The sequence below is a fragment of the Undibacterium sp. GW821-FHT11H02 genome (genome assembly GCF_058808015.1).
The window spans coordinates 31,545-52,032 of sequence record NZ_JBXARG010000012.1 but is presented as its reverse complement, the minus strand read 5'-3'; the positions used below and the strand labels follow the sequence as shown (position 1 = coordinate 52,032).

The 20,488-nt window shown below is 45.9% G+C and carries 20 protein-coding genes; 7 read left to right on the top strand and 13 right to left on the bottom strand.

Annotated elements, in window-relative coordinates; genetic code table 11:
- Nucleotides 1–59 precede the first annotated feature (59 nt).
- Both plsY and AC1RR2_RS13095 read right to left on the bottom strand, forming a co-directional pair.
- On the bottom strand, nucleotides 60–674 hold the full coding sequence (gene plsY, locus AC1RR2_RS13100; RefSeq protein ID WP_493222707.1) for a glycerol-3-phosphate 1-O-acyltransferase PlsY: 615 nt from the start codon (nucleotides 672–674) through the stop codon (nucleotides 60–62).
- A 91-nt stretch (nucleotides 675–765) separates the two neighbouring features.
- The gene (locus tag AC1RR2_RS13095) at nucleotides 766–1,269 is read right to left on the bottom strand and encodes an aminoacyl-tRNA deacylase (protein WP_493222706.1); all 504 of its coding nucleotides are present in this window, start codon (nucleotides 1,267–1,269) and stop codon (nucleotides 766–768) included.
- A 485-nt stretch (nucleotides 1,270–1,754) separates the two neighbouring features.
- Here AC1RR2_RS13095 and AC1RR2_RS13090 point away from each other — a divergent pair, with 485 nt between their 5' ends.
- Both AC1RR2_RS13090 and AC1RR2_RS13085 read left to right on the top strand, forming a co-directional pair.
- Nucleotides 1,755–2,141, top strand: coding sequence for a hypothetical protein (locus tag AC1RR2_RS13090; RefSeq protein WP_493222705.1), 387 nt, complete (start codon nucleotides 1,755–1,757; stop codon nucleotides 2,139–2,141).
- 111 nt (nucleotides 2,142–2,252) lie between these two features.
- Nucleotides 2,253–3,164 (top strand): aspartyl protease family protein, encoded by a 912-nt coding sequence (locus tag AC1RR2_RS13085; RefSeq protein ID WP_493222704.1) that lies wholly within the window; start codon nucleotides 2,253–2,255, stop codon nucleotides 3,162–3,164.
- 123 nt (nucleotides 3,165–3,287) lie between these two features.
- On the opposite strand, the gene xerD is transcribed toward AC1RR2_RS13085, so the two are convergent.
- From xerD to AC1RR2_RS13060, 5 genes are all read right to left on the bottom strand, one after another.
- Nucleotides 3,288–4,202 carry a site-specific tyrosine recombinase XerD gene (gene xerD, locus AC1RR2_RS13080; protein WP_493222808.1) on the bottom strand — a complete coding sequence of 305 codons (915 nt, stop codon included), beginning with the start codon at nucleotides 4,200–4,202 and terminating at the stop codon, nucleotides 3,288–3,290.
- Between the two features lie 74 nt (nucleotides 4,203–4,276).
- The gene (locus AC1RR2_RS13075) at nucleotides 4,277–4,846 is read right to left on the bottom strand and encodes a methylated-DNA--[protein]-cysteine S-methyltransferase (protein ID WP_493222703.1); all 570 of its coding nucleotides are present in this window, start codon (nucleotides 4,844–4,846) and stop codon (nucleotides 4,277–4,279) included.
- A gap of 568 nt (nucleotides 4,847–5,414) precedes the next feature.
- On the bottom strand, nucleotides 5,415–6,695 hold the full coding sequence (locus AC1RR2_RS13070; protein ID WP_493222702.1) for a TRAP transporter large permease: 1,281 nt from the start codon (nucleotides 6,693–6,695) through the stop codon (nucleotides 5,415–5,417).
- Complete coding sequence (locus AC1RR2_RS13065; RefSeq protein WP_493222701.1) at nucleotides 6,692–7,243, bottom strand: TRAP transporter small permease; 552 nt, start codon at nucleotides 7,241–7,243, stop codon at nucleotides 6,692–6,694. The genes AC1RR2_RS13070 and AC1RR2_RS13065 overlap by 4 nt, the downstream gene beginning before the upstream one ends.
- A 108-nt stretch (nucleotides 7,244–7,351) precedes the next feature.
- Nucleotides 7,352–8,311 (bottom strand): TRAP transporter substrate-binding protein, encoded by a 960-nt coding sequence (locus AC1RR2_RS13060; RefSeq protein WP_493222807.1) that lies wholly within the window; start codon nucleotides 8,309–8,311, stop codon nucleotides 7,352–7,354.
- A gap of 243 nt (nucleotides 8,312–8,554) precedes the next feature.
- Between AC1RR2_RS13060 and AC1RR2_RS13055 the strand changes: the two genes are divergently transcribed.
- The gene (locus tag AC1RR2_RS13055; RefSeq protein ID WP_493222700.1) at nucleotides 8,555–10,621 is read left to right on the top strand and encodes a two-component system sensor histidine kinase NtrB; all 2,067 of its coding nucleotides are present in this window, start codon (nucleotides 8,555–8,557) and stop codon (nucleotides 10,619–10,621) included.
- A gap of 26 nt (nucleotides 10,622–10,647) precedes the next feature.
- A complete protein-coding gene (locus AC1RR2_RS13050; protein WP_493222699.1) occupies nucleotides 10,648–11,238 on the top strand; it encodes a response regulator transcription factor in 591 nt (196 codons plus the stop codon).
- A gap of 2 nt (nucleotides 11,239–11,240) precedes the next feature.
- Here the strand turns inward: AC1RR2_RS13050 and queG are convergent, their stop codons facing one another.
- On the bottom strand, nucleotides 11,241–12,323 hold the full coding sequence (queG, locus tag AC1RR2_RS13045; protein ID WP_493222698.1) for a tRNA epoxyqueuosine(34) reductase QueG: 1,083 nt from the start codon (nucleotides 12,321–12,323) through the stop codon (nucleotides 11,241–11,243).
- Nucleotides 12,324–12,487: 164 nt separating this feature from the next.
- Between queG and tsaE the strand changes: the two genes are divergently transcribed.
- Together tsaE and AC1RR2_RS13035 are read left to right on the top strand one after the other, a co-directional pair.
- Nucleotides 12,488–12,973: a tRNA (adenosine(37)-N6)-threonylcarbamoyltransferase complex ATPase subunit type 1 TsaE gene (gene tsaE / locus AC1RR2_RS13040; RefSeq protein WP_493222697.1), complete on the top strand. Its 486-nt coding sequence runs from the start codon at nucleotides 12,488–12,490 to the stop codon at nucleotides 12,971–12,973.
- The gene (locus AC1RR2_RS13035; protein ID WP_493222696.1) at nucleotides 12,973–14,325 is read left to right on the top strand and encodes an N-acetylmuramoyl-L-alanine amidase; all 1,353 of its coding nucleotides are present in this window, start codon (nucleotides 12,973–12,975) and stop codon (nucleotides 14,323–14,325) included. The genes tsaE and AC1RR2_RS13035 overlap by 1 nt, the downstream gene beginning before the upstream one ends.
- A gap of 284 nt (nucleotides 14,326–14,609) precedes the next feature.
- Here the strand turns inward: AC1RR2_RS13035 and AC1RR2_RS13030 are convergent, their stop codons facing one another.
- The 5 genes from AC1RR2_RS13030 to AC1RR2_RS13010 form a co-directional block, all read right to left on the bottom strand.
- Nucleotides 14,610–15,431 (bottom strand): MetQ/NlpA family ABC transporter substrate-binding protein, encoded by an 822-nt coding sequence (locus AC1RR2_RS13030; RefSeq protein WP_493222695.1) that lies wholly within the window; start codon nucleotides 15,429–15,431, stop codon nucleotides 14,610–14,612.
- 24 nt (nucleotides 15,432–15,455) lie between these two features.
- Complete coding sequence (locus tag AC1RR2_RS13025) at nucleotides 15,456–16,115, bottom strand: methionine ABC transporter permease (RefSeq protein WP_493222694.1); 660 nt, start codon at nucleotides 16,113–16,115, stop codon at nucleotides 15,456–15,458.
- A gap of 1 nt (nucleotide 16,116) precedes the next feature.
- The gene (locus tag AC1RR2_RS13020) at nucleotides 16,117–17,205 is read right to left on the bottom strand and encodes a methionine ABC transporter ATP-binding protein (protein WP_493222693.1); all 1,089 of its coding nucleotides are present in this window, start codon (nucleotides 17,203–17,205) and stop codon (nucleotides 16,117–16,119) included.
- 176 nt (nucleotides 17,206–17,381) lie between these two features.
- Nucleotides 17,382–17,711 carry a hypothetical protein gene (locus AC1RR2_RS13015; protein ID WP_493222692.1) on the bottom strand — a complete coding sequence of 110 codons (330 nt, stop codon included), beginning with the start codon at nucleotides 17,709–17,711 and terminating at the stop codon, nucleotides 17,382–17,384.
- Between the two features lie 28 nt (nucleotides 17,712–17,739).
- On the bottom strand, nucleotides 17,740–18,390 hold the full coding sequence (locus AC1RR2_RS13010) for a VTT domain-containing protein (RefSeq protein ID WP_493222691.1): 651 nt from the start codon (nucleotides 18,388–18,390) through the stop codon (nucleotides 17,740–17,742).
- A 99-nt stretch (nucleotides 18,391–18,489) separates the two neighbouring features.
- Here AC1RR2_RS13010 and mutL point away from each other — a divergent pair, with 99 nt between their 5' ends.
- Nucleotides 18,490–20,385: a DNA mismatch repair endonuclease MutL gene (gene mutL, locus AC1RR2_RS13005; protein WP_493222690.1), complete on the top strand. Its 1,896-nt coding sequence runs from the start codon at nucleotides 18,490–18,492 to the stop codon at nucleotides 20,383–20,385.
- The last annotated feature ends 103 nt before the right edge of the window (nucleotides 20,386–20,488 follow it).

The following is a 20,488-nucleotide window of genomic DNA, read 5'->3' as shown; positions in this document are numbered from 1 at the left end:
AAGGCCTCGTATCAATCTTATGATACGAGGCCTTTTTCTTTACCATTAAGCAGACTGAACTATTTTTTCTTGCTACCAATACGACTCTCTTTACCGTTCATCAAGTTAGCGATATTTTGACCATGACGATAAATCAATAAACCGCTCATAATCGCAATCGCCAACAAATTCAAATCAGCACCAAACAACAGTGCGTAGTAAAACGGTGCAAATAAAGAAGCAATCAATGCCGCCAAAGAAGAATAACGGAAAGCATAAGCAACCACCAACCAAGTCACCAATGTGCCCAGACCTAACCAGACATTGACCGCCAATAAGATGCCTAGGGCTGTCGCGACGCCTTTGCCGCCCACAAATTTAAAAAACACAGGCCAAAGATGTCCAAGAAATACCGCCAAAATGACTGCGGCTATCGTGCCACTTCCGAATTGAAACTTATCTTGAAAAAACAAAGCCAGCCATACCGCCAGCCAACCTTTAAAACCATCACCTAGTAAAGTCAAAGCCGCAGCAGCTTTATTTCCACTACGCAGAACATTCGTTGCGCCCGGATTTTTAGAGCCATAAGTCCGTGGATCAGACAAACCGAACAAACGACTCACCACCACCGCAAACGATACAGAACCAATTAAATACGCGGCCAACACTGCACCAACTGCAATCAATGCATCCATCCTCATCCATCCTTTTTGAATTTATTTTTTATTATTTCTCAACAATACAGCTGCTGTAACACTTCCAATCAACAGGAGCTAAAGCACGCTACTATAAAGCACAATGTACTGGCTTCGCTATCAAAATATCCATCAGCAGTGCGGGAGCGATACCGATCAAATACCCGCGCCTCCCCCCATTCAAATAAATTTTCTCCAGTTCCAACACACTCGCTTCTACATAGACTGGCATAGCTTTCTTAGTTCCAAACGGAGAAGTTCCACCTATCATATAACCCGAATGTCGCTGCGCCACTTCGGGCTTGCAAGGCTCGACGGCCTTACAACCTATCTGCCGCGCCAGATTCTTGGTCGAAACGGTTTTATCGCCATGCATTAACACCACCAAAGGCTTGGCATGTTCGTCCTGCATAATCAAAGTTTTAACGACCGCATGCTCTTCCACACCCAACTCACGCGCCGACACGGCGGTACCACCATGCTCTTCATAGGCATAAGGATGTTCGGTAAATACCGCCCCCCGCTTGCGCAGCAATTGCGTCGCTGGGGTTTCTGAAACGTGTTCTTTTTTTGCCAAGGAATTCATTCCTTTCATTTCCTTTTTACTTCACAAGAATAGTCCAAGTAATAAATTACTTGAAGGCAAAGTATATCTATTGCTGTAGGAAATTAAAGTCTTTGCACACAAATTTAAGTAAACCTAAATGATGAGAAAACAAGAAAATATTTGGAAATTATTAAAATTAAAAACAATAAAATGTATTTTTAATTACATATTTTTCTTAATTTAATTAATAATAATCTTCTTTAAAATTCAATTTATTGGCAACATTTTTGCCTAACTAAGCTAGGAGCAGAGGTAGCTAACCGCCACCGTATTTGGAAGTGATTAACAAGACTCGACTTAGCGGGCGCACACAAAAAATCAAACAAATAGAGATTCGCGCAACACGGGTGAACAAGACACATCCGTTTGCCGAAAGACCGTACACAGGTGGTCGACACCTAGGACGGGGGCAGCAAAATCCTTCTGTATAGGATCGAAGGGTCAAACTTAACCATGTATAGGAGCAACATAAAATGCGCATTATTTCAAATGATGAGTTAATGGCTGTAGCTGGTGGTGCAATTAAGGAGGGAACACGTCCAATAGTAAATGCCTTAGGGGATGTTACCGGCTGGGAAACATATTTTTATGATGATGGGGGACCTCAGGAAATAACTATCTCTGCAACCAAAATGACCCCGATGGAAAAGAATGCATATGATGCCAAATTTCAATGTGATTTAGCGTCAAAAGAAGGGCTTCGAGACGTGAACGTAACGGTTTCAAGCAGTGCAACATCGGTAACAGGTGGTGGCGGCACGAAAATTATGACGCCAAGCACTGAAACGACTCTCAACGCCGCTATAACTGTTAATTATCCAGGCATAAGTCTCACGGCGTCTTGTCCTAAAATACCATAATTTGTAATTTATAGAGAGCCTGTTGATTTAATACATGCTCTTCTAAACATATTAAAAATTAAACATATTAATACCAAAAGAGAACATCTAATGTCTTTAATGAAAGCGAACATGAAAAGTAGTCTATTAATTGCATTTATTTGTTTTTGCACAAACTCAAATTTAGCCTTCTCATTTGATAAATGCCCCCCGTTATCAACTCAGTCATTCCGCATTAACTATGAACAAGGCCACCCGTTGCCCACTTTAAAAGGGAAAATAAATGGGTTAGAAAGCATAATGTTGATGGATACTGGTTCATCTTGGACTATGCTTTTACCCAGCGCTTCCCAAAAGTTTTCTCTATTCGTAGTGCCTTTAGAACGAAAAACCATAGGTGCGGCAGGAGAATCAAGTACGTCTATTACTAAAGCGGACACATTTGAATTTCCTGGTGGCTCAGATAAAAAAGTTTATTTTTTCATTGTCAATCAAATTGGCTTTAAACCATATTTTGATCAAGTATTTGGCGTAGATCATTTACTGAGAAGTTCGCTGATGATCGATATAAAAAACGCGAAAATTGAAATCATCAACAATAAAACATGTCCCATGATTTCTTACATCCAAGATAAAAAAGCACGATTTTCTACAAAATTTCAAGTGTCGTCCGAAGATGATATACGTCCAAAATTTAAATTAAGCATCAAGCAAAAAGAATTCATTGCAATCATTGACACGGCAGCGTCGCATTCTACGATGACATTTCAAGCAGCAAAATTAATCGGTATCCCTATTAATTTTGAATCGAATCAGAATGTCGAATGGATATCAGGTGTGGGAGGACAAATTCAGGCAGTATCAACTTATGTTGACTCTGCAAGTATTGAAAATCAAAAGATCAAGCAGACTAATTTTTTAGTTAAGGATACGAGATCAAAGAAAAGTAACGATGGTTACGACATTGTGCTTGGACTAGATTTCTTAAAAAAATACGCAGTGATTTTTGACATGGTCGGGCGCAATGTCATTTTTCTGGATTAGTCTATGCTGATCCAAACTCACACTGTCCACCAAAGCGAAACTAAAGAATAAGGTTTAATTTAACTGTCCACGCTGAGTCGTTTTTGAAGACAAAACCGTAACAAAAAAAACCGACGTTTATATTCACCCTCGCGGATGATGCTGCGCATGCAGTTGCTTCAAACGTTCGCGCGCTACGTGGGTGTAAATTTGCGTCGTCGAGATATCCGCATGTCCCAGCAGCAATTGCACTACGCGCAAATCTGCGCCGTGATTTAACAGATGGGTGGCGAAGGCATGCCGTAATGTGTGCGGTGACAAGGGTGAAGTGATGCCTGCGGTCGCTGCGCATTTTTTGATGACGACCCAGAACATTTGCCTTGTCATTGCGCCACCGCGTGCGGTGACGAATAAGGCGTCGTCTATCTGTCCATTCAAAATCGCAGGCCGGCCTTCACTTAAATAGCGTTGCAACCACATGCGGGCGACTTCGCCGAAGGGTACCAAACGAGTTTTACTGCCCTTGCCTGTCACGCGCAAGACACCATCATTCAGACTGACTTCAAAGGATTTGAGTGAGACTAATTCAGTCACGCGCAAACCGCAAGCGTACAGCAGCTCTAACATGGTGCGGTCACGCAAACCCAAGGGGGTTTGATCATCGGGTGCTTGCAATAAGGACTCGACTTGTTCTTCGCTTAGCGTTTTGGGGAGGCGATCTGCCTGCTTGGCAGATTTAAGCTTAGTACAGGGATTGATTGCGATCTGATTTTGGCGGAAAGCTTGCTGGTAATAGCGCTTCAAGACTGTCATCCTACGGTTAGCCGAGGTGGCTTTTGAGCTGCCATGCTTTGCCGCCACATAGGAAAAAATATCAACTTCCGTTACTTGCAAGAGATGCTTTTGAGTGGTGCCATACAACCATTCAGCAAACAAACGCAAATCACGTCGATAAGCATCTAAGGAATTTTTAGCTAAGCCATCCTCCAGCCACAAGCTATCGCAAAACTGATCTATTTGCGCCTGAACTTGTGCGGGTAATTCTATTAAAGGCGTAATTGTCGCCTTGGTCTTTTTCGCGGCAATCGCACCTGATTCGTCCGCGCGCTTCACGATCTTTTTTGACACCGCCTTTACCACATAGACTCCTGCTGTTGAATAGATTCCAACTTACTATACTCTGGCACGCGTTCCAGGCGTAATAAATAACGCTTAATGCCCAAATGAAAACCTGTCTCATCATCATGATGAGCAAAGCCACCCAAGCCACCCGATGCCGTCACGCGATGGCAGGGAATGACTAAAGGATACCAATTCGCACCGCAAGCTTGCCCTACCGCACGTGGCGCGGATTGTATGTGCTTGGCAATTTGCCCGTAAGTTCTGACTTCGCCACGAGGGATACTGGAAATCGCTTGCCAGACTTTTTGTTGAAATGGCGACCCTATGGTTTTTAAAGGCAAGCTAAACAGAAAGTCAGGATCGGCAAAGTAACGCTCAATTTGTTGCGCGGCCAATTCGGCTGCAGCATCTGCCGGCGCTTTTTCTTGGAAACGTGGCGGTAAATAAATCAGTTCGGTGATCTGTGTTAACTCTGTATTTTGTTCCGATTTTTTCTCAGTACGTACGCCAATATAACCAAATGGTGCTGGCACGATAGCGGCAAAGATTGCGGACTCTAAGTTTGATTCTGGGGTAGCCATCACATGTCCATTCAAAATGTTTTACGTGATTGTAACCGTGCAAGAAAAAAGGCGCATCCAGTGGATGCGCCTTCTAAAATTTTTCACGTTCGGGCTGTTTAGTCTCTTAGAACAGGACTCAGCTTATCTTGAAACGCGAATCTCCCCCCCTTTTTGACTGCGCTCTGAAGAGCGCTATTATTGCACTTCCGTATTCTGGACTTATTGATTATTGCGACACAATTCATCAGCAAAAATCTAAGGTGTGCGAAATATAGCACGGCTTTTATGACAAGAATATCGACAACTCGATATATAAAAAGCTTTGTTGCATTTGTGCTTCTGCAGCAGAGAAAGATCGCAACGTTTAAAAAAAATGTGTTAGTTCAATTTGTCTTTTTTTGACGTTTTGACTAAATAATTTAGTTAATTAAGGTCGTCAATTTTCCACGAGGAAACATGAGGCATTCCATAGAGAAATTTTAGGCCTACACGCGCTCAGAGCAACATAAAAAAATGCCGCAACTCCTGACAGATTTGCGGCATTTTTCGAATTTAAATTCTAGTCCTTAAATCAATTTGATCGCGTTTAGTTATAGATCAAATCCGGCAGCCAGGTCGATATGATAGGGACATAAGTCACCAATAATAAAAACCCTAGCATAGTACATAGCCACGGCAAGACGGCAATAGTTAATTCTGTAATCCCCATTTTAGTAATGCCAGAAGCCACATACAGATTTAAACCTACAGGTGGATGACACATTCCGACTTCCATATTCACCACCATGATGATGCCAAAATGGACTGGATCAATACCTAACTTCATCGCTACCGGAAACAAAATCGGTGCCATGATCAGTACGATAGAAGAAGGCTCCATCACATTGCCGGCCAATAGCAAAAGAATGTTGACTACCAATAAAAAACTAATTACGCCAAAGCCGCTATCAAGTATCCAGCCTGCCATCGCTTGAGGGATATTTTCACTGGTCATCAGGAATGAAAACAGAACTGCATTAGTGATGATGTATAACAGCATCGCAGACATCGCGGCTGAGTCTATCAAGACCTTAGGTACCATTTTCAGGCTCATGTCTTTGTACACAAACACAGCGATGATAAAAGCGTAGACCGCTGCCACTGCCGCTGCTTCTGTCGGTGTGAACATGCCGGAATAGATCCCGCCCATGACAATCACGATCAAGGACAAGCCCCATGCGCTTTTTCTAAATGCAACAAGACGTTCAGTCCAAGTGGCTTTTTTCATGCGTGGATAGTTATGCTTGCGTGCCAAATACCAAGTCGTTAATCCCAAGAAGAACGCGAGTAGTAAGCCAGGAATCACACCTGCCATAAATAACTTACCCACCGAGGTATTGGTCGATACGGAATACATCACCATCACAATCGAAGGCGGAATCAAAATGCCCAAAGCACCGGATGTGGTAATCACACCAGCTCCAAACCCCTTGGGATAGCCTTGCTTGACCATCGCAGGCAAAATAATCGAGCCTATCGCCACCACCGTTGCAGGAGAAGAGCCAGATACCGCTGCAAACAAGGCACACGCCAACACGCCCGCCAACGCCAAACCGCCATGCCAATGCCCTACCATAGATACGGCAAAATTAATCATGCGGCGTGCGACCCCGCCATGGGTTAGAAAATTCCCCGCCAGAATGAAGAAAGGAATCGCCATGATTTCAAACTTCTCAATACCGGTGAACAGTTTTAGAGCCACCGATTCAATCGGCACCGTGGTCATGGTAAATAAGAAGGTCAATACGGTTAGACCAAGCGCAATCGAGATCGGCATCCCCGTCATCATTAACAGGAGCAGTAAGGTGAAAATAATCAGTGCGTTCATGCTTTCACCTCTTCTTCCAAGCCTTCGACGTGAGCGTGGTCATGCTTGGGTAACTCACCCGTTTTGATAAAATTCCATGCTACTTGTAAGAAGCGGAAAGACATCAGATACGAGCCCAAAGGAATCGCCAGATACACCCACCACATAGGAATTTCCATGTCGGCGGAAGTTTGATCAGTTTGCGCCATGCCGTAAACGAAGTTCGCACCCAGAGTGCCGATAATGCCGGTAAATAAAGCCCCCGCGCCCAAGCTAATCAAGACAAACAACTTCTTATTCTTGTCACTCAAGCGATTGACCAGCACATCAACACCGACATGAATACCAGAACGCACGCCATAAGCAGCGCCAAATTTTGCCATCCAGACGAATAAATAAATCGTCAGCTCTTGTGCCCAACTGGTATTCAATTTAATTAAGGCATCCTGTACCACGGGAATATCAAAGCCCGATAAGTAGCGATGCAGTACCGCAACAAAAGTAATGATCGTCGCCATAGCCATCAGGAAGGCGATCAAATACTCTTCCAAGTGATCAAGCAATTTCATGCTAGCTCCCTGTAAGAAAAATGAGAAGGTGTTTTGTGGGGAAGATCAATCTGAATGAAATTTCAGACAGGCTGCATTCAGATTGATCGATGAAGCGAGAGAGTGACTTTATTTAAATCCCAAAGCCTGTGCTTCTTTATTGACGCTTTGTATCAGTTCTTTACCGATACGGCCTTCCATTTCACGCTGGACCGGCACCAATACTTTCGCCCATTCGGCACGTTCTTTGTCAGTCAAATTATAGACCGTGGTTTTGCCCGATTTCTTTACCGCTTCTAAAGCCGTATCATTTTCAAGCTGCGCGATAGCATTCGCATATTGGGTGGCAGATTTCATCGCCGTGTTGAGTTCGGCGCGGATATCGGCTGGCAGTCCATCCCAAAATTTCTTATTCACAATGACGGCATAGCCTAAATAGCCGTGATTGGTCACTGTCACGTGTTTTTGTACCTCATGCATTTTTTGTGTGTACAAGTTAGACGGTGGATTTTCTGTACCATCGACCACGCCCGTCTGCAATGCCTGATAAACCTCGGAGAAGGCCATCACTTGAGGATTTGCGCCCATAGCACGCATCTGTGCATCCAATACTTTGGATGACTGTATGCGTAATTTTTTACCTTTCAAATCAGCCGGTACACGCATGGGGACATTAGATGACATGACTTTAAAACCATTGTCCCAAAATGCCAGCCCTGTAATTCCTTTCGGCTCTAATTTTGCCATCAAGCTAGCGCCGACGGGTCCTTCCGTGACACGATGTAAGACGTCGCGATTCTGAAAAATAAACGGCAGATCGAAGACTTCAAACTCTTTTACGCCGAGCGGACCAAATTTCGCTAAGGACGGTGCCAGCATTTGCACTGCGCCCAGTTGTAATGCTTCCAGCTCTTCCTTATCTTTATACAAAGTACTATTTGGATACAACTCGACTTTGACCCGGCCTTTGGTCGCCTTTTCTGCTAATTCTTTAAAACGCTCTGCCGCTTTGCCTTTAGGTGTGTCATTGGCAACTACATGACTAAACTTGATAATGATAGGGTTTTGCGCCAAGGCATGACTACTCATGCCCAGGGCTAGTGTAACGGTCGATAGCGCAGCGATGACTGCCAACACACTACGTCGTTTCGGTTGAAGAACGGATTGTTGAATAGAATGGGATTTCATTAAAGTCTCCTGGTTTTAAAATTGTACAAACATTATTAGCTTCTCCAGCGCAAATGTACAACTGTGGTTAACCACAATGTCGCCTGAATTACACAAAATCATGACCAGATACTTTAGCCGCAGCACTTCAGCTACACTTTTGTCATGACCACAAAACCCGCTCCTACCCGCGCCTTTTCTGTCGCTCTGCCCTGGATGCTGCCCATCCTGTTGGTACTGCTATTTTTGGCGGTTTTGATCTGGCTCCCTTGGCAAGCGCAACGCATGGAAGCGAACGAGCGACAAGAACAATTGATCGCTGACACTTTATGGGTGGAACAAGCAATCCAATTTCAATTAAAACGCAATGAAGAGAGTTTGGTGGCATTGAGTGAAGATTTTGTACATAACAAAATCAATCATGAGGCACTCATTGATCGTCTGCGCCTCTACACCAACAATAATCATGAAATTCAAGATTTGATGTTGTGGGATAGCCAGAACAAATTGATCGCAGCTAACAGTGACAGTGCCTTAGATAACACGCAGGGTTCAGCACAATCCGATAATCGGGAATTGATCCGGCAAGCCATTTTGGCCAGCGCATTATTTACGCAAAAAATTCAAAAACCTTCGTGCATGAAACACGCACAAAAGGCGGGCATAGTACTGTGCCGCTTTCCGCTTTTCCGCGACCAAGTTTATCTGGCGAGCATAACGGTCAGTTATCGTTTGCAAACTTTACTCGATGAGGCCGTGCCGTGGTGGTTTGCTCAGGAAAATGCCATCACGCTTTTAGACAGCGACGAAAGAATCTTAGCCAAACGTGTTGCAGGCGGACCGGGAAAAAATATCTACACACACAACCGGGCGTTGGAGTTACCACAACTGACGCTGACCTTACACACCAATAGCACCAAGAGCGCCCCCAAATTATTAGCGAATTTACTGGTACTTTCAGTCGTTTTATTATCGCTGGGCTTGGTCTGGAGCTTGATTGCCTTATGGCGCGATATTCATCGCCGCCTGCAAGCAGAAGGCGCCCTACGCAAAGAAGCGGCCTTTCGTGCTGCGATGGAAAACTCACTTATCACGGGTTTAAGAGCGCGCGATATGGAAGGACGCCTGACCTATGTCAATCCTTCTTTCTGCAAAATGATAGGTTTTCCAGCGGAAGAACTAGTCGGCAGATTACCACCTATGCCGTATTGGGCACCCGAAGAAAGAGCCGAATATGAAACCCGATTTGCGCAGATTTTGACAGGTACCGTGCAGCCCGAAGGTTTCGAAATCATTTATCAACGCGCCAATGGCGAACGTTTTCCAGTATTGATCTATGAATCGCCTTTAGTGGACGAGCACGGTCAACAAACGGGTTGGATGAGTTCTATTCTCGATGTGTCTGAATTAAAACGCGCTCAAGAATTGACCCGGCAGCAGGAAGAAAAACTGCACGCAAATGCCAGGCTGGCGACCATGGGCGAAATGGCGTCCATGCTGGCGCATGAATTGAATCAACCCTTGGCAGCGATTTCTAGCTATACCACGGGCGCTTTAAATATGTTGCAGCAAGAAGACGATGCAATAGCTCCATCGCACACCACGCAAAACGCAATTCCCAAAAACCTGAGGCAGACTTTAAGCGAGGCTTTAGAAAAAGCCAAACAACAGGCACAACGCGCAGCCCAAGTCATTCGCAGCGTGCATGAATTCGTCAAAAAACGCGAAGCCAGCCGCGCGCCGTTGAGCATTAATGCCCTGCTACAAAGCGTCATGCCTTTGATCGAGCTGCAAGCCCACAATGCCCATATTCACGTGCATTATCAAATTGATCCAGACTTACCAGATGTCTTTGCCGATAAAGTCTTGATAGAACAAGTTCTATTAAATCTGACTCGGAATGCGATGGAAGCCATGCAAGAGGTCGCCTACCCGCAGCGCCAATTACAAATCCATGCGCATTTGAGTGCGGACAACAATCCCAAATATCCACAGCTAGTCTTAATTCAAGTGATAGATCAGGGACACGGCATCGCCTCCGACATAGCCGAAAAATTATTCTCACCTTTCTTCTCAACCAAAGCGACTGGTATGGGTATGGGTTTGAATATTTGTCGGACTGCGATAGAGTTTCATGGTGGCAGTTTAAAGTATCGCGAGAATCCGGCGGGTGGAACGGTTTTTGAATTTACGATTCCCTGCGATGTCAGCCACAGCAAAAATAGCAATTGATACCTTAACAAAAAGCGGGAGACACTATGCTACACATCGTCGATGATGAAGAAGTCTTGCGAGATGCCCTGCTCTGGCTAGCCAGATCACGCAATATTGCTGCCAGAACTTATGCGAGTGGTGAAGCATTCTTAGCGTATTTGGAATCTGGCTGGCATTTCGCCAAAGAAGGTGATTGTTTATTACTCGACGTACGTATGGCTGAACTCAGTGGTACCGCTCTATTCGATATTCTCAGTGCCCGGCACTTGACGCAACGTTTGCCCGTGATCTTCCTGACCGGACATGGCGACGTGCCTATGGCAGTGGATAGTCTAAAGCGCGGCGCTTTTGATTTTGTCGAAAAACCATTTAATGACAATGCTTTGATGGACAGAGTGCAGGAAGCTTTGCACATGTCCTTACAGGCAGGCGCGGCTTTCGTCGTGCAAACCCGGCTAAATAGCTTATCGCAACGAGAGCGCGAAGTATTAGAACTGATCTTGGTCGGCAAGATGAACAAGAATATCGCCGATGAATTGGGCATCAGCATGCGCACGGTAGAAGTTCATCGTGCCAACATCTTTGATAAAATGCAGATCAAATCTGCGGTGGAACTGGCGGGACTGTTGAAGTAAATTTACACGCTGTGCTGCGCTAAAGCCCACGCTACATGCTCACGTACTAAGTCCGAGGGATGCGCCAAACGCGCTTGTAAAGCCTGCACAATCGCCTCATCACCTTTCATCGATGTCGCGGCATTTCCTAATCCCACTGCCAAATTGCGCAACCATTTTTCATGGCCAATACGACGAATCGGGCTGCCTTCCATCCTGCGTAAGAACTCTGCTTCATCCCAAGCAAATAGTTCCCGCATACTGCGTGAATCCAGGCCATGCCGCACGTCAAAGTCCTCGACTTGCGCGACTTGGGCAAATTTATTCCAGGGACAATACAGCTGACAATCGTCACAACCATAGACGCGATTGCCAATCAAGGGACGTAACTCAACTGGAATACTGCCATGCAGCTCTATCGTCAAATATGAAATACAGCGACGTGCGTCAAGCTTGTAGGGCGCAACGATCGCTTGAGTTGGACAAACATCGATACAAGAACTGCACTGACCGCAATGATTGCTGGTGGGTGGATCGACAGGTAAGGGAATATCCACCAATATTTCGCCCAAAAAAAACAAGGACCCGGCTTCACGAGTTAGTAGCAATGTATGTTTGCCACGCCATCCCAAGCCAGCTTTCTCCGCTAAGGCGACCTCCATCACTGGCGCTGAATCGGTGAACACCCGATAGCCAAATTCACCCACACGCTCAGCAATAAGATCCGCTAGTCGTTGCAAACGCTGACGCAAGACCTTGTGATAATCGCGACCGCGCGCATAAATTGAAATGACGGCTGCGTCGGGTGCAAATGTCTTTTCACGTTCACGCCAATTCTCAGGCGTATCACGCGGCAAATAATCCATGCGTGCTGTAATGACTCTGATCGTTCCCGGCACCAATTCATCAGGCTGATAGCGTTTACTGCCATGTGAGGCCATATACGCCATCTCGCCATGAAAACCAGCATTTATCCACGCTTGATAAGCAGGTGCCACGCGCGACAGATCGACGTCACTAATTCTGACATCGGCAAAGCCAATTTGCTGGCCGAGCTGCTTTATCTCTAAGGCAAGCTGGGTGTAATCGTGGGCTGGAACGCTCATAAAATTTCTTTAAAAAAGCTGAGATTCAGTGCTTTTTGCAATGTTTCGGCGGATTATGGTAAGGTTCGCGCTAAATATCAAACCAATTAGCAAGCCAGTTTGTAAACTTTCATAACAATAAAAAAACAAGCTGGCTGAACCTAGATTGATCGAGGTCATCACCAATGCAACATTATAAAACAAGCCTGCACGATGAAGCGGCCACGCAGGCTTTGGGTAAAAGCCTGGCGCTTTGCTTACAACCTGGCTTAGTCATTTATTTACACGGTGATCTGGGTGCTGGTAAAACTGCCTTGACTCGCGCCATCCTGCATGCTGCCGGGCATCAGGGTAATGTCAAAAGCCCGACTTACACTCTAGCTGAGCCTTACCAAGTTCAAATAAAAAGCCTTACATGCAAGTTTATGCATTTTGACCTATATCGCATGATCAGTGCCGATGAATTTATCGATGCCGGTTTTCGTGACGAATTTAATGCAGAAACTATCTGCGTCGTAGAATGGCCAGAAAAAGCAGAGGGCTTGTTGCCACGCGCCGATCTCGAAGTGTTTATTGATATTCTCGCGGTAGGTCGTGAGGTAAAATTACAGGCAAATTCCGAAAAAGGCAATGCATGCCTGAACCAGTTGCACTTTGCCCCCAATCTCTGATGTCCAAGTTAGCTAAACAATCACCTGACAATGCAATGACGACGCCCACACCAGGCAAAAATCGTCGTACGTTTTTAAAAGCAGGTGGCTGCTTATTGCTCTCAGTTTTCGCGCCACAGTCTGCACAAGCGATGCAAATTTTAGCCGTGCGGGTGTGGCCTGCCGCTGACTATACTCGCGTCACTTTAGAAAATGATGCTGAGTTAAAAGCCACGCATTTTCTAGTCAAAGACCCGAATCGACTGGTGGTTGAAATTGAAGGTTTAAGTCTGAATGCGACGCTCAAAGAGCTGGTCGCCAAAATACAGACCAATGATCCCTACATCAAACAAGTGCGGGTAGGCCAAAATCGACCCAACGTCGTGCGCATGGTGTTTGATCTCAAAGCCGAGATCAATCCTCAGGTATTTACGCTCAAACCTATCGGTGATTATCAGCATCGCTTGGTCTTTGACTTATATCCAGCCAACCCTGTTGATCCGATTACTGCATTGATAGAAAAAGGCGAATGGCACAAGGAAGATACGCCTGCCCTGACTTCCAGCAATGTGACTTCTAAAACAGAAAAACCTTTGATTGGCGAAGCAAAAGAAAACAAAGACCATAAGGATGGGAAAGAAGCAAGTCCCGCCAACTCACAAATACGCATGATCACCATCGCCCTTGATCCCGGTCATGGCGGCGAAGATCCCGGTGCTTTAGGCCGAGCTGGCAGTCGTGAAAAAGATGTGGTCTTGGCGATTGCCAAACGACTTAAATCTAAGCTGGAACAAGTCCCGAATATGCGCGTCATGCTAACCCGCGATGGTGACTATTTTGTACCACTACAAACTCGCGTCAGTAAAGCACGCGGCGTGCAGGCTGACTTGTTTGTATCTATCCATGCTGATGCTTTTGTCGAGCCGACTGCACGCGGTTCCTCAGTCTTCGCCTTATCTGAAAAAGGTGCAAGCTCGACCGCTGCACGCTGGTTGGCAAAAAAAGAAAATGATGCTGATCTCATTGGCGGTATTAATATCAAATCGCAAGACCGTCATCTGGCGGGAGTCTTACTAGATTTGTCCACGACGGCACAGATCAACGATAGTATGAAGCTGGGCAAAGTCGTTCTGAAAGAAATCGCCGGCGTCAATCGCCTGCATAAAGCATCGGTCGAACAAGCTGGCTTTGCCGTGCTGAAAGCACCAGATATCCCTAGCATCTTGATCGAATCGGCCTTCATTTCAAATCCCGAAGAAGAAGCGCGCCTGACCGATGAGGGCTATCAGGATGAATTAGCGGAGGCGATAGTAAAAGGGATCAAAAAATACTTTGCCAAAAATCCTCCCATGACTCGTGGCAAGATTGCATAGAAATTGGTAGGGCGGATGAAACCCGCGCTGCCTAGGTGCTTGGTTGACTGGCGGCGCGGGTTTCACCCGCCCTACAACAAAACCTCTCAACACAGAGACACAGAGACACAGAGACATCGAGAAAGGCAAGAGATAGCTCAAATTCTCACAACTCACTCAGAAAAATTTTCCTCTGTGTATTCTCTAAATTTCTCGTGCGCAGCATGCTGCTTACCTGTGCTTAGTGGTTTTGGGCATCTGCTTAGCACCTATGGGGTTGCACTCGCCCTACAAATTAAACATCTCTAAAACGCTGGCACCACCGCACCTTTATAACGCTCTTGTATGAATTTCTTCACTTCAGGAGAATTCAAGGCAGCAGCGAGTTTTTTGAAGGCCGGACTATTCTTATTATCCTCACGAGCAACCAATAAATTGGCGTAAGGTGAATTCGCATCTTCTATAAACAAAGAATCTTTTAAGGGATTCAATTTCGCTTCTATTGCGTAATTGGTATTAATTAAAGCCAGATCAACTTGTCCCAAAATACGTGGCAGAGTGGCCGCTTCTAATTCTTTAAATTTCAAATTTTTAGGATTCTCGACGATGTCTTTTTTAGTCGCTGAAATATTATTGATATCTTTGAGCTTCAATAAGCCCTGCTTCGCCAACAAAATGAGCGCGCGTCCAGAATTGGCCGGATCATTCGGAATCGCAACCGTCGCACCATTCGGTAAATCACTAAGTTTTTTGTATTTAGTCGAATAGCCCGCAAATGGTTCTACATGCACTTTCACCAGCGGCACTTGGATATCATTCTTGTGACTTTTCTTAAACTCGTTCAAATACGGTTGCGTCAGATAGTAATTACCATCCAGATGTTTCTCGTTAACTTGCACACCTGGTTGAATATAATCAGTAAATACTTTGATTTTCAAGATCACACCTTGTTTAGCCAATTGCGGTTTCACAAATTCCAAAATCTCCGCATGGGGAACTGGATTAGCGGCAATCGTAATGGTCTCTTGCGCATAACTTGCACTACTCAATAACAAAAGGCCTGCACCTGCTAAGGACAAAAGCTGACGTTTTTTTTGATTGAATTTAATTTGAATAAATTTGGACATAAGATCGCTATCGTTTTTCTACAATTATTTACGACTAAAGCGCGCCACCAAGGCGTCGCCTAACCACTGAAACAGTTGAACCAGAATCACCAAGATGGCCACGGTCACAATCATGACTTCAGTCTGAAACCGCTGGTAACCAAAACGCAAAGCCAGATCACCCAAGCCACCGCCCCCGATCACACCCGACATCGCCGAATACGAGACCAGTGCAATCGTTGTTACTGTCGTTGCTGCCAATAATCCGGGCAAAGCTTCCGGCAATAAGGCATGCAAAATGATTTGATAGGTCTTAGCACCCATGGCCTGACAAGCTTCTATGATGCCTTTATCAACTTCACGCAAAACGTTTTCTACCAAGCGCGCAAAAAATGGTGTGGTACCGATCACCAGAGGCGGAATCGTACCCGCCACACCCAGCGATGTGCCAACCAAAAATAAGGTCAACGGAATCAAGACAATCAACAAGATAATAAACGGCACTGAGCGCAGCATATTCACGACAAAAGACAGTAATGCGTACAGCGCACCTTGTTGCAGTAATTGTTTTTTACCTGTTAAAAATAATAAAACACCCAAAGGCAAACCAAGCAAGATCGTAAACACCAAGGAGACACCAGTCATGGTCAAGGTATCCAAGGTCGCTTGTAAAATATCGTCCCAATCTATCACTGAAAAATCCATATTATTTCTCCTGCGCTTGGCTTGACGATAGATTCGACGAATAGGCAGGCGAATTCGTGAGTAAATGATTCAACACATCGACACGAATATCGGCTTGTCCTAGTAATTTCAAAACTGCATCAATTTCATTTTCCTCACCGAGTAGCTCCACGATTAATTGACCGTAAGGGGTATTTTTAATTCGCGCTATCACCCCTTGCAAGATCGTAATCTCAGCCTTGGTTTGCGACGCGATACGGCTTAAGATAGGTTCATGCGTCGCAGAACCTACATAAGTCAGACGCAGCAAATAACTGAGCGAACTGCCTTGTCCGCGTTGCGACAACTCCTGCAACAAACTCAAATCCAAAGCCTGGTTTTCTGCCACCAAGCTTTGCGTCACGGCGTGACGTGGATGGAGAAATACTTCGACCACATTACCGGTTTCCACAATCTCGCCACCATCAATCACGGCGACACGATCACAGATACTGCGTATCACTTGCATTTCATGCGTGATCAGAACGATGGTCAAACCTAGCTTTTGATTGATGTCGAGTAGCAAACGCAAAATCGCTTGGGTAGTCTCCGGATCGAGCGCTGAAGTCGCTTCATCACATAAGAGTAAATGCGGATAATTAGCCAAAGCGCGAGCGATGCCTACACGTTGTTTTTGTCCACCCGATAATTGCGCCGGATATTTAGCCGCATGCTCTTGCAAGCCGACCAAATCCAATAACTCTGCGACCCGGGCTGCGCGCTGCTGCGCTGTATATTTACCAGTCAGCTTGAGTGGAAATTCAATATTCTGCGCGACAGTCTTTGCACTCAATAGATTGAAATGTTGAAATACCATGCCTATACGCTGACGTAATTCCTGCAACTGCTTGGTATTAAATTGTGTGATGTCCTCACCTTCAAACACCACCTTGCCGCGGCTTGGTCGTTCAAGTAAATTCAGCGCACGTAGCAAAGTACTTTTGCCTGCACCGGAACGGCCAATAATGCCAAATACTTCACCTTGGGCGATATCAAGATTGATATTGCGCAGCGCACTGATTTGGCGCCCTTGTACTTGATAATCTTTTTCTAACTGAGCGATTTCTATCACTGAGGGGTGTCCTTACATGTTATTCGCTGATTGCCCGAGCTTGGATAAACGTCGGCAAAAGATCAAGGCATTCTATAGAACTCAAGCCTGCGTTTCCAATCTTTTAAAACGCTTTACTTATGCTGCACGAGTATTTAGAAGCAAATTATCAAGCAAATATTACTTGTTCTCAGCAGCTACTCTATATGCGCATCTGAATCGCAAGCTACGCCCGCCGCAATCCAACGCCGTATCCAAGATTGAAAGCGTGTTTCAAGAAAACGCGGAAGCAAAAACAGGTAATGCGCCGGACGCAACAACATACCGCAGCGATATTGCACTATGTCGGGATGCCATTCTAAAGCGCGACAAGCGCCGCGCCACTGCCATAGAAAGACCCGCGCTACAGGACAAGGATCGGCGGCGCAACAAACGCCACAGCCATTGCACGTTTGTCCCGTAGTAGGTTTAGCAGGCGCCTCTGCTTGTAACCAAATAACTTGATTATCGTTGCCAGAGGCTTGCATGAAGATGAGAGGCTAAATGAAGGACAATTTAAGACGATTTCTTAAGCAAAAGCTTACGTCCAAATTTCCACACCAAACCTAGAATAATCGGCACGATTGCGGCACCGACGCCTATCATCACAATGATGGAGAGATTATTTTTGATCAAAGGAATGTGACCAAAATAGAATCCTGCCAATATCAAAGACACTATCCATAAGATGGCGCCAAGCACGTTGTAAAACTGAAAATTGCGATGACTCATGTCAGAGAAGCCTGCAACGAACGGTGCGAAAGTACGCACGATAGGCGTGAAACGCGCTAATACGATCGTTTTGCCACCATGTTTTTCATAGAAAGCATGCGTCTTTTCCAGCGCGCCTTTATCAATCCAGCGCGAATTACCGGCCATCACTCGATGGCCTATGGTGCTTCCTATCCAATAATTAATCGAGTTACCAGAGATAGAGGCGAATAACAGAATCGCAATCAGAAACCAGGGGTCCATCGCACCAGCGGCACAGAAAGTTCCCGCGATAAACAGCAAAGAATCACCAGGCAAAAACGGAAAAACAACAAAGGCGGTCTCACAAAATATGATGGCAAACAGCACCACGTAAATCAATGTGCCATATTGTTCAATCAGTTGCCCCATCTTATCGACATGCAACACCATATCTAAAAACTGCATAAAATCCATAATGCTCCACTTTCTTTGAGGGCAAATTCTATTTTTAATTCGCTAGCCAGACGCTCGCGGCGTCATCATACACTATGCGAACACAGTTATAATGACAGCATGACGACATCCTTATCTCCCCGCCCAATTCAGGCGCTACCCGATCATTTAATTTCTCAAATTGCCGCAGGCGAAGTAGTTGAACGCCCGTCCGCCGTAGTAAAAGAATTACTCGAAAATGCATTAGATGCTGGCGCGACTCATATTACTGTGAGGCTGGAGGAAGGTGGCGTGAAACGTATCGCCATTATCGACAATGGCAGAGGCATCCCCGCCGACCAATTGCCACTTGCGGTACAACGCCACGCAACATCCAAAATTACCTCGCTAGAAGAATTAGAAAACGTTGCCACATTAGGCTTCCGTGGCGAGGCCTTGGCTTCGATTTCATCGGTGGCGATTCTGACGCTAACGACACGTACGGCTGAAGCACCACATGCCTGGCAAATCGAAAGCGGCAAGATCACCCCCGCATCCGGCGCGCAAGGCACCACGGTCGATGTGCAAGATTTGTATTACAACACGCCAGCTCGCCGTAAATTTTTAAAATCGGAACAAACGGAATTTGGGCATTGCGCCGAAGTCGTGCGTCGTATTGCATTAGCACGACCTGATGTGTCGTTTTCTTTATCGCACAACGGCAAGACCGTCGATCATTGGAATGTCAGTGCTATCGACAAACGTAGCGCGACGATTTTGGGTGATGGCTTTGCCAATGCTCGCTTACCGATCGACGAATGCGCAGGACCTTTGCGTTTGCATGGTTTCATTGGCCTACCGACGGCCTCTAAAGGCCGCGCTGATGCGCAATATTTTTACGTCAATGGTCGCTTTGTACGCGATAAATTATTGACGCATGCGGTACGTGCTGCCTATCAAGATGTTTTGCATGGCGATCGCTACCCCTCCTACGTCATCGCATTAGACCTCGATCCGGCTTTGGTTGACGTCAATGTCCATCCCTCCAAGATTGAAGTACGTTTCCGCGACAGCCGCGCCGTGCATCAGTTCGTCTTTCATGCGGTGAATCGCGCATTAGCGCAAACTTCAGCGACGGCTTTTGGTACTGTGCCAGCACCAGCCACAGCGGGCATAGGCGAAACCGAAAGTAATAAAGGACGGCTGCCGTGGATAGGGGGCGAGCAAACCAGCTTTTCAGCGCAATTTGCTTCGCCCGCTTTTGCCATCAAGGATAGTGATCTGAACCAAAGTGGCAGCTACGGTGGCAATGCTGGCAACAGCGGCAGCTACGATTACAGCTTCATGCAACAACGTGCGCAGGGTGCAGGAGTCGCTCAATCGGCCGAGAGTTACGGCGCATTTTTTGGCAGCAAAGCGGCACAAGCAGGTGACTCCAATTTACCCAGCGACGACCATCCGCTCGGCTTTGCCCTCGCCCAGTTACATGGCATTTATGTGCTGGCGCAAAACAGCAAAGGTTTGGTCCTAGTCGATATGCATGCAGCGCACGAGCGCATTTTGTATGAACAGCTCAAAAATGCCTTGGATGAAAACGCCATGCCTGTGCAGTCTTTATTGATTCCCATGACTTTCCACGCCGACGGCATCGAAGTCGCGACCGCAGAAGAAAATCAAGATATCTTGAAGTCACTGGGTTTTGATATCGCCGCGATTTCACCAACAACCCTGGCAGTCCGTGCCGTACCGGCCTTACTAAAAAATGCCGATGCACAATCATTGGCTCGCGACGTCTTACGCGAAGTCAGAGAATTTGGCGGCTCACGCGTACTAATCGACCGACGTAATGAATTACTAGGCACCCTCGCCTGCCACACTGCAGTACGTGCCAATCGCAGTCTAACATTAGTCGAGATGAACGCCCTGCTGCGCCAGATGGAACAAACTGAGCGAGCCGACCAATGTAATCATGGTCGACCGACTTGGGTACAAATGGGATTGAATGATCTGGATAGGATGTTTATGCGGGGGCAGTAGACCGAAATCAAAACCCCTCAACACAGAGACACAGAGGCACTGAGAAACCTAAAAAGAATTCAACGAATCCACTATGCTTCTTTGGTTCTTCTGATAAAAAACT